At 68.5% G+C, this 7,138-nt stretch carries 7 protein-coding genes; 2 read left to right on the forward strand and 5 right to left on the reverse strand.

Annotated elements, in window-relative coordinates:
• Positions 1 to 36: 36 nt before the first annotated feature.
• Complete coding sequence (locus ASE31_RS29800; RefSeq protein WP_057206707.1) at positions 37 to 1,107, reverse strand: tetratricopeptide repeat protein; 1,071 nt, start codon at positions 1,105 to 1,107, stop codon at positions 37 to 39.
• A 562-nt stretch (positions 1,108 to 1,669) separates the two neighbouring features.
• Between ASE31_RS29800 and ASE31_RS29805 the strand changes: the two genes are divergently transcribed.
• On the forward strand, positions 1,670 to 2,185 hold the full coding sequence (locus tag ASE31_RS29805) for a DUF2242 domain-containing protein (protein ID WP_235514806.1): 516 nt from the start codon (positions 1,670 to 1,672) through the stop codon (positions 2,183 to 2,185).
• 19 nt (positions 2,186 to 2,204) lie between these two features.
• On the opposite strand, the gene ASE31_RS29810 is transcribed toward ASE31_RS29805, so the two are convergent.
• The 4 genes from ASE31_RS29810 to ASE31_RS29825 form a co-directional block, all read right to left on the reverse strand.
• Positions 2,205 to 3,020 carry an amidohydrolase gene (locus tag ASE31_RS29810; RefSeq protein ID WP_057206711.1) on the reverse strand — a complete coding sequence of 272 codons (816 nt, stop codon included), beginning with the start codon at positions 3,018 to 3,020 and terminating at the stop codon, positions 2,205 to 2,207.
• A gap of 70 nt (positions 3,021 to 3,090) precedes the next feature.
• Entirely contained in the window at positions 3,091 to 4,107 is a 1,017-nt protein-coding gene (locus ASE31_RS29815) for a tripartite tricarboxylate transporter substrate binding protein (protein WP_057206713.1), read from the reverse strand.
• Positions 4,108 to 4,152: 45 nt separating this feature from the next.
• The gene (locus ASE31_RS29820; protein WP_057206715.1) at positions 4,153 to 4,899 is read right to left on the reverse strand and encodes a GntR family transcriptional regulator; all 747 of its coding nucleotides are present in this window, start codon (positions 4,897 to 4,899) and stop codon (positions 4,153 to 4,155) included.
• Positions 4,900 to 4,995: 96 nt separating this feature from the next.
• Positions 4,996 to 5,565, reverse strand: coding sequence for a pseudouridine synthase (locus ASE31_RS29825; protein ID WP_057206717.1), 570 nt, complete (start codon positions 5,563 to 5,565; stop codon positions 4,996 to 4,998).
• A 207-nt stretch (positions 5,566 to 5,772) separates the two neighbouring features.
• Here ASE31_RS29825 and gltS point away from each other — a divergent pair, with 207 nt between their 5' ends.
• Positions 5,773 to 6,969 carry a sodium/glutamate symporter gene (gltS, locus tag ASE31_RS29830; RefSeq protein WP_057206719.1) on the forward strand — a complete coding sequence of 399 codons (1,197 nt, stop codon included), beginning with the start codon at positions 5,773 to 5,775 and terminating at the stop codon, positions 6,967 to 6,969.
• Positions 6,970 to 7,138: the final 169 nt, after the last annotated feature.

Here is a 7,138-nt window from a genome sequence, read left to right on the forward strand (position 1 = left end):
AAGCACCACTCCAAAGCCATCGAAGGCTTCGGCGCTTCAGAAGCCGAAGGGCTGGCCAGGTTTCCAGGCGTCGGCCAGGCGCTTGGCCTCGGCCACCTCCACGATGCTCATCGTGGGCGCCAGGCGGCGCTGCGTGCCGGCGGCCCAGAAGGCGCCGCGGTTGGGCGGGGTGAGCGAGTCGTCCTGCTGCTGCTCCTTGTGCGCGCGCTGGGCCAGGTCCAGCAGCATGTGGGCGGCCACGGGCCGGCGGCCCACGTTGTCCAGGCCCGTGGAGTAGAGCAGGCCCAGGCTGTACAGGCCCGATGGGTCGCCCTGGCGCGCGGCGCGCAGGTACCAGTTTTCGGCCTGCTCGGCCTGCTGGGTCTCGCCCAGGCCGCGCTCGTAGATGTAGCCCAGCTGCACGCTGGCCAGCGAATAGCCTTCGTTGGCGGCCTTGGTGAGCCACTGCATGGCCTGGGCCTGGTCCTTGGGCACGCCGCGGCCGTCGCGCAGCGTGATGCCCAGCACCAGCATGGCCCGCAGGTCACCCTTGGCGGCCAGTGCCTGCAGCTCCTGCACGGCCTCGGGGCCATCGGTGCGGCGGGCCTGCTTCTCCAGGTCCTTCAGGCGCGCCTGGTGGTCCTGCGCTGCCTTCTGCGCCGCCACTTCGGCGGCGCGTGCATCGGCTTCGGCCTTGGCAATGCGCTCCTGCGCACGGACCTTGTCGGCTTGGTACTTCCAGCCCACCAGGCCCAGGCCCACCACCACGGCCAGCGCCAGGGCAATCCAGGTCGTGGGCAGCTCGCGCGGGGCCTTTTTCTTGGCTTTTTCCTTCTTCTTGGCGGCCGCCGCAGCCTCTGCGGCCGCTGCAGCCTCCGCGCGCTGCCGCGCGGCCTTGCCGACATAGGGCGCTGGCGCAGGGGCGGCGGCCTCGGGTTCGCGCGGCTTGGGCGGGTCTACCTTGTCGTAGGCCACTTCGCAGCTCGGGCACTGCCAATCGGGTGCCATGTCGGAGGCCTGCCGCGCGTACTTGCAACGGGGGCAGGTGCGCTCCGTGAAGACGGTCTTGGCGGCGGATTCCTTTTCAATGGGTTCCAGGGAAAACGAAAGGTCAGGTTTTTGGTTCACGTAGCTCTTCCTTCACCGCGCGCGAAGGCGCGGCCCTCCTCGGGCATCTTGGTGCGGCCCCCTCCCATAGGAGCGCCAGCTGGCCCATAGCCGGCTAGTGTATTTGTAGTAAATGGTTTTTTGTATGTCCAGATGTGTAACGGCGCAAGGTATTGCGCCTGCGCCCGCGACTTGCGCGGCTATTTGTAACAATCAAGACCAATGTCGTGCAGATGGGCTTGCGGGCTATCGAAATGAGAGCAACATGGCATGATGGTGCTTCGGCCGAGAACTGCGCAGTTCGACCGTCGTGCCCCGATGGGCATGCCATCCCGGAGACGAATTTCATTTTTAGAATGCAGGGAACCGACCGCAGGTACGGCGCCTCACAGCGACAGTTGCCCGCCGTTGCCTTTGTCTGTCGTTGTCCACAGTGCCGGCGCCCCGGCCACCCTCCAATGCCTGCCTTTTCGGAGTGCCGCTTTTGAATCCGACGATGCCCTCGAACCCTTCTGCCCTGTTGCCTTGCGGCGCCACGTCACGCGCCTATCGACCGCTTTGCGCACTGCTGGCTGGCGTTGCCATGCTGCTCGCGGGCTGCGGCGCCCTTCCCAGTAGCACACCGGGGCCCCAGGCACCGCAGGAGAAGTTCGGCTCGCTGGCCACCTACTCGCGGCTGTTCGATGCCACGCCGGCGCAGACCTGCGAGGCATCGCGCCGGGCGCTGCTCAGCCAGGGCTACCTCATCAACACCAGCTCGGCCGAGCTGGTGGAGGGCAAGAAGAACTTCCAGCCCGGTACCGAGACGCACATGCAGATGGTGATCCGCGTGGTCTGCGTGCCCGAGTCGCCCACGGGCAAGATCAGCCTGGGCTTCGTCACCGCCATCCAGGACAGTTTTGCGCTGCGCAAGACCAACAACTCGGCCAGCCTGGGCGTGGGTGCCATCGGCTCGGTGTCGCTGCCGTTCTCGTCGAGCAGCGAATCGCTGGTGCGTGTAGGCAGCGAGACCATCACGGCGGACACCTTCTACGAAAGCTTTTTCGACCTGGTCAAACGCTATCTGGTGATCGACGAGGCGGCGCAGGCCAGCGAGTAGCCGGGTTGCTGCCGGGTTCTTAGGCGTACAGGCGCGCGCCGGCATCGCGGATGCGCAGCGCGGCCTCGTGGCCCAGCGCATTCACCACCGGCTCCCACACGCTGGCATAGCGTGGCAGGGCGTCGGGTGCGAACGAGGTGTGCGGCCAGTCGGAGCCCCACACCAGGCGATCCCCCATGTGCGCGGCCACGCGGGTGATGGCCGGGTGCAGCAGGCCATAGGGCGCGCTGGCCTGCAGCCGGTACCAGCCCGAGAGCTTCACCCAGGCGCCTTGCCCGGCCAGCTTGGCCAGGGCCTGCCAGGCACGGTCATCAGAGGGCAGCAGGCCGTGCAGGCCGGCCAGGTGGTCGAGCACGCAGGCCACGGGCGTGCCCTGGTGCAGGTGGACGATGGTGGCCAGGTCTTCGGGGTTGGCGTACCACTGCACATGCCAGCCCCGCTCGGCCAGGCGCGGGGCCAGGGTCTTCATGGTCTCGGGGCCGTTTCCCACGGGCGAGACGAGGTTGAAGCGCACGCCGCGCACGCCCAGGGCATGCATGCGGTCCAGTTCCGCGTCGGGTACGGTGCCGTCCAGCACCACCACGCCGCGGTGGCGGCCGCTGGACTGGGCCAGCGCATCGAGCAGCACGCGGTTGTCGGTGCCGTACACGCTGGGCTGCACCAGCACCAGGTGGCCCACGCCATGCGCTGCGGCCAGCGCCTCGATATCGGCCAGCGGCCGGTGCACGGGCTGGTAGTGGCCGGCCTGCGCAGGTGCGGCGCTGTCGAACACATGCACGTGGGTGTCCCAGCCCTGGGGCAGGGCGGGTGAAAAAGGGGGGGCGGTCAAAGCCATTTCGGTGATTGAGGGGGCTGCGTGCCACTGGGCCATGCACGAAACGTGCGCGCCCAGGGCTGGGGCTTGTCTATCCGACGGAAATCTTGCGTTCGCGCACCACTCTGGCCCACTGCTCCTGCTGCGCAGCGATGAACTTGCCGGCGGTCTGCTGCGAGGCATCGGCGAACACATCGCCCCCCAACTGGCGCACGCGGCCCAGCACCTCGGGGTCGGCCAGGGCCTTGCGCACGGCGGCCACCAGCGTGGCCCGGGTGTCGGCAGCCATGCCGGCGGGGGCCAGCAGCGGGTTCCACTCCAGCACCTCGTAGCCGGGCACGCCGGCCTCGGCCATGGTGGGCACCTCGGGCAGCGAGCGGGCGCGCACCATGCTGGTCACGGCCAGGGGGCGCAGCTTGCCGGCCTGGATATGGCCCAGCGACGAGGCCACGTTGGCAAAGAACAGCGGCACCTGCCCGCCCATCACGTCGGTCATGGCCGGGCCGCCGCCGCGGTAGGGCACATGCAGCAGTTGCACGCCCGCTCGCCCCTCGAACATGGCGCCCGCCAGGTGCTGCGCCGAGCCATTGCCCGAGGAGGCATAGGTCAGCTCGCCCGGCTTGGCCTTGGCCAGCTGGATCACGTCCTTGACCGATTTGGCCGAAAAGCCGGGCGTGCACACCAGCACGTTGGGAAAGGTGGCCAACACCGCCAGCGGCGTGAAGGCCTTGGCACTGTCGTACGGCAGCTTGGGGAACAGCGAGGGGTTCACCGCGAACGACGAGGCGTCGAGCAGCAGCACGCTGCCGTCCGGCGTGGCGCGCGCCACCTGCGAGGCGGCCAGTTGCCCGCTGGCGCCGGGCTTGTTCTCCACCACCACGCCCTGGCCCAGGGCTTCGGCCAGGCGCGGCGCGATGATGCGCGCGATCAGGTCCGCGCCACCGCCTGCGGGGTAGGACACCACCAGCGAGATCGGCCGGCCACCCGCTACGGTGGCGGCATGGCTGCTGGCCACCCAGGGCGCAGCCAGCGCGGCGCCTGCGGCCTGCACCAGCAGGCCACGGCGCGAGAGGGTGGCGGTTGAAGTGGAGTGCTTGGAATGGGTCATGGCGGATGTGCTCCAGTGTTCCGGGGTGAAGGCGGCCGGGGGCGGTCAGGTGATCGTGATGGTGTAGTGGAAGGCGTTGGCATCGCCGCGCGTGGTGCGCCACTCGACGCAGCGGCCTGTCAGGTCGTAGGCGCTGCGCTCCACGGCGACGCAGGGGTGGCCGGCCGGCAGGCGCAACTGGGCGGCCTGGGCGCCGGTCATTGCGCCAAAGCCGATCTGGTCCACCGCGCGGTGCACGTGCACGCCACAGCGGCGCGCGAACATGGGGTAGAGCAAGTCGTCCCACCCAGCCAGGTCGTCGTCGGCCAGCGGTGCGAACAGGTCCAGCGGCAGCCACATCTCTTCGATCAGGCAGGGCTGGCTGGCCAGCAGACGCAGCCGCAGCAGGTGCAGCACGGGCTCACCCGGGCCAATGCCCAGGCCGCGCGCCACGGCGGTCGTTGCGGTCACGCTCTTGCGCACGAGGATGCGCGACTGCGGTACTTCGCTGCCGCCACCGCCGCCAAAGCGAAAAAACCGCAGCATGGACCCGCCCGCGATGCCCTGGCGCACGAAGGTGCCCTTGCCGTGGATGCGCTCGATCAGCCCTTGCTCCACCAGCAGCTCCAGCGCGCGGCGCATAGTGCCCAGGGCCACCTGGTGCTCGGCGGCCAGCAGGCTCTCGGCCGGCAGGGCGCTGCCCGGTGGCCACTCGCCCGCCACCACGCGCACGCGCAGGGCATTGGCCAGGGCGGCATAGCGGCGCATGCCCGGGGCGCTGTCGACCAGGGCCAGGTGCGAAGAGGACTCCATGCAAGAACTATAGTCCTCTATAGGACTTGAAAAATTCGGGTTTACCCTCGACGGGGTGCTTGGAAAAGCGACACGGCTGGCCGGGCGCCGTGGTTGTTACAGCACGGCCTGCTCGGCCCACGCCCCCGGTGCCAGCCCGTCGAGCGTGTAGGGGCCGATGGCCGCGCGCACCAGCCGCAGCGTGGGCAAGCCCACGGCCGCCGTCATGCGCCGCACCTGGCGGTTGCGGCCTTCGCGGATGGCCAGCTCGATCCAGGCGGTGGGGATGGCCTTGCGCTCGCGGATAGGCGGCGTGCGCTCCCATACCGCTGGCGGTGGATCGAGCAGGCGGGCCCGCGCGGGCCGTGTCGGACCGTCATTGAGCTGCACGCCGCTGCGCAGTTGCGCGAGGGCATCTTCACCGGGCAGGCCTTCGACCTGCACCCAGTAGATCTTTTCCATCTTGAAGCGCGGGTCGGCAATGCGGGCCTGCAGCGGCCCGTCGCTGGTGAGCAGCAGCAGGCCTTCGCTGTCGGCGTCGAGCCGGCCGGCCACGTACACGCCGGGCTGGTCGATGTAGTCCTTGAGCCCCTGCCACTTGCCCTCGGCCGTGAACTGGCTCAGCACGCCATAGGGTTTGTTGAAGCGGATCAGGCGGGGTGGCATGGGGGCGGCGCGGTGGCGCATGGAGTGCAGCGGTGGGTGGGCCGCCAAGCATAGCCGCAGCCATGCGCCCCCTGCGCGCAGCCTGCGCATGCTCTGGAGGGGGCATTTGTGCGGCGATACACTCGCCGGCTCGCGCAGCGTGCTGCTGCATCCCCATGGCCACCCCATTGACCCGGTGGCTGCGTTCCGGCCAGGCCTTGCTGCCTGGCACCAGCCAACACCACCACCATGATCACCATCCAGCTGGACATTGCACAGACCATCGGCGTTGCCGCCGTGCTCCTGGTCCTGGGCGACTTCATCAAGAAGCACGTAGGCGTGCTGTCGCGCTACTTCATACCAGGCCCCATCATCGGCGGGCTGGTGTTCTCCCTCATCGCGCTGGCGGGCCACCTGAGCGGCAGCTTTGCGTTCGAGTTCTATGACAACATGCGCGCCTTTTTGCTGCTGGTGTTCTTCACCACCATCGGCTTTTCTGCCAGCTTCGAGTTGCTCAAGAAGGGCGGGGTGGGTGTGGCCCTGTTCCTGGCGGCGGCCGTGGGGCTGGTGCTGCTGCAGAACACCCTGGGCGCGGGCCTGGCAGCACTGCTCGGCGTGCACCCGCTCATTGGCGTGGCGGCGGGCTCCATTTCCCTGACGGGCGGACATGGCACGTCGGCCGCCTTCGGCCCCCTGCTGGAGCAGGCCGGCGCAGCCGGTGCCCTGCCGGCCGCGATTGCTGCCGCGACCTATGGCCTGGTGGCGGGCTGCGTGATTGGCGGCCCCCTGGGCACGTTGCTCATGCGGCGCAACGGCCTGCACGCGCATGGCGCCAGCGCTGCCACCGCGCCGGCCATACCGGTGCCCGTCACGGCCAACACGGGCAGTGGTGGCGATACGGTGATGTACGCCAGCATCCTGATTGCCGTGTCCATCGGCATCGGCACGCTGCTGGTGAACTGGCTCAAGGACCTGGGCGTCACGCTGCCCTCGTACCTGGGGCCCATGCTGGTGGCGGCGCTGGTGCGCAACATCATCGATTGGCGCAACAGCGAGCTGCCGCTGCGGCAGTTCGAGGTGGTGGGCAATGTGTCGCTGGCCTTCTTCCTGGCCATGGCGCTGATGTCGATGAAGCTGTGGGAGCTGGCCGAGGTGGCGGGGCCGCTGCTGGTGATTCTGCTGGCGCAGACGGCGCTGATGTTCGCCTACGGCTACTGGGTCACCTTCCGCGTGATGGGGCGGGACTACGATGCCGCCGTCATCGCCGCCGGGCATTGCGGCTTCGGCATGGGCGCCACACCCAATGCCATGGCGAATATGCAGGCGTTCACGGCGGTCAACGGGCCGTCGGTCAAGGCGTTCTTCGTGATCCCGCTGGTGGGCTCGCTGTTCATTGATTTCTTCAATGCGGTGATCATTACGGCGTTCATGAATTTCTTGAAATGATGCGCCGCTGAAGCCGTTTCGCTAGATTGTTGCTTTTGCTTGGCTGAAGGCGGAGCACGGGTCTCCTTCGTCGCTTGCGGTTTGATGGTGGCTGCATGCCTTGATGGAGGGCGGAGGCCGGGTCTCGGCCCGGCGGCCGAGGTACTTGTTCTTTGCTTCGCCAAAGAAA

Source organism: Acidovorax sp. Root217 (assembly GCF_001428645.1).
In the GTDB taxonomy this organism is placed as follows: domain Bacteria; phylum Pseudomonadota; class Gammaproteobacteria; order Burkholderiales; family Burkholderiaceae_C; genus Acidovorax.

Excerpts from the sequence above, each read along its gene's own strand:
- ASE31_RS29805 (WP_235514806.1), top strand. The coding sequence starts at position 1,670 with ATGCTGCTCGCGGGCTGCGGCGCCCTTCCCAGTAGCACACCGGGGCCC.
- ASE31_RS29810 (WP_057206711.1), bottom strand. The coding sequence starts at position 3,020 with ATGGCTTTGACCGCCCCCCCTTTTTCACCCGCCCTGCCCCAGGGCTGG.
- ASE31_RS29815 (WP_057206713.1), bottom strand. The coding sequence starts at position 4,107 with ATGACCCATTCCAAGCACTCCACTTCAACCGCCACCCTCTCGCGCCGT.
- ASE31_RS29820 (WP_057206715.1), bottom strand. The coding sequence starts at position 4,899 with ATGGAGTCCTCTTCGCACCTGGCCCTGGTCGACAGCGCCCCGGGCATG.
- ASE31_RS29825 (WP_057206717.1), bottom strand. The coding sequence starts at position 5,565 with ATGCGCCACCGCGCCGCCCCCATGCCACCCCGCCTGATCCGCTTCAAC.
- gltS (WP_057206719.1), top strand. The coding sequence starts at position 5,773 with ATGATCACCATCCAGCTGGACATTGCACAGACCATCGGCGTTGCCGCC.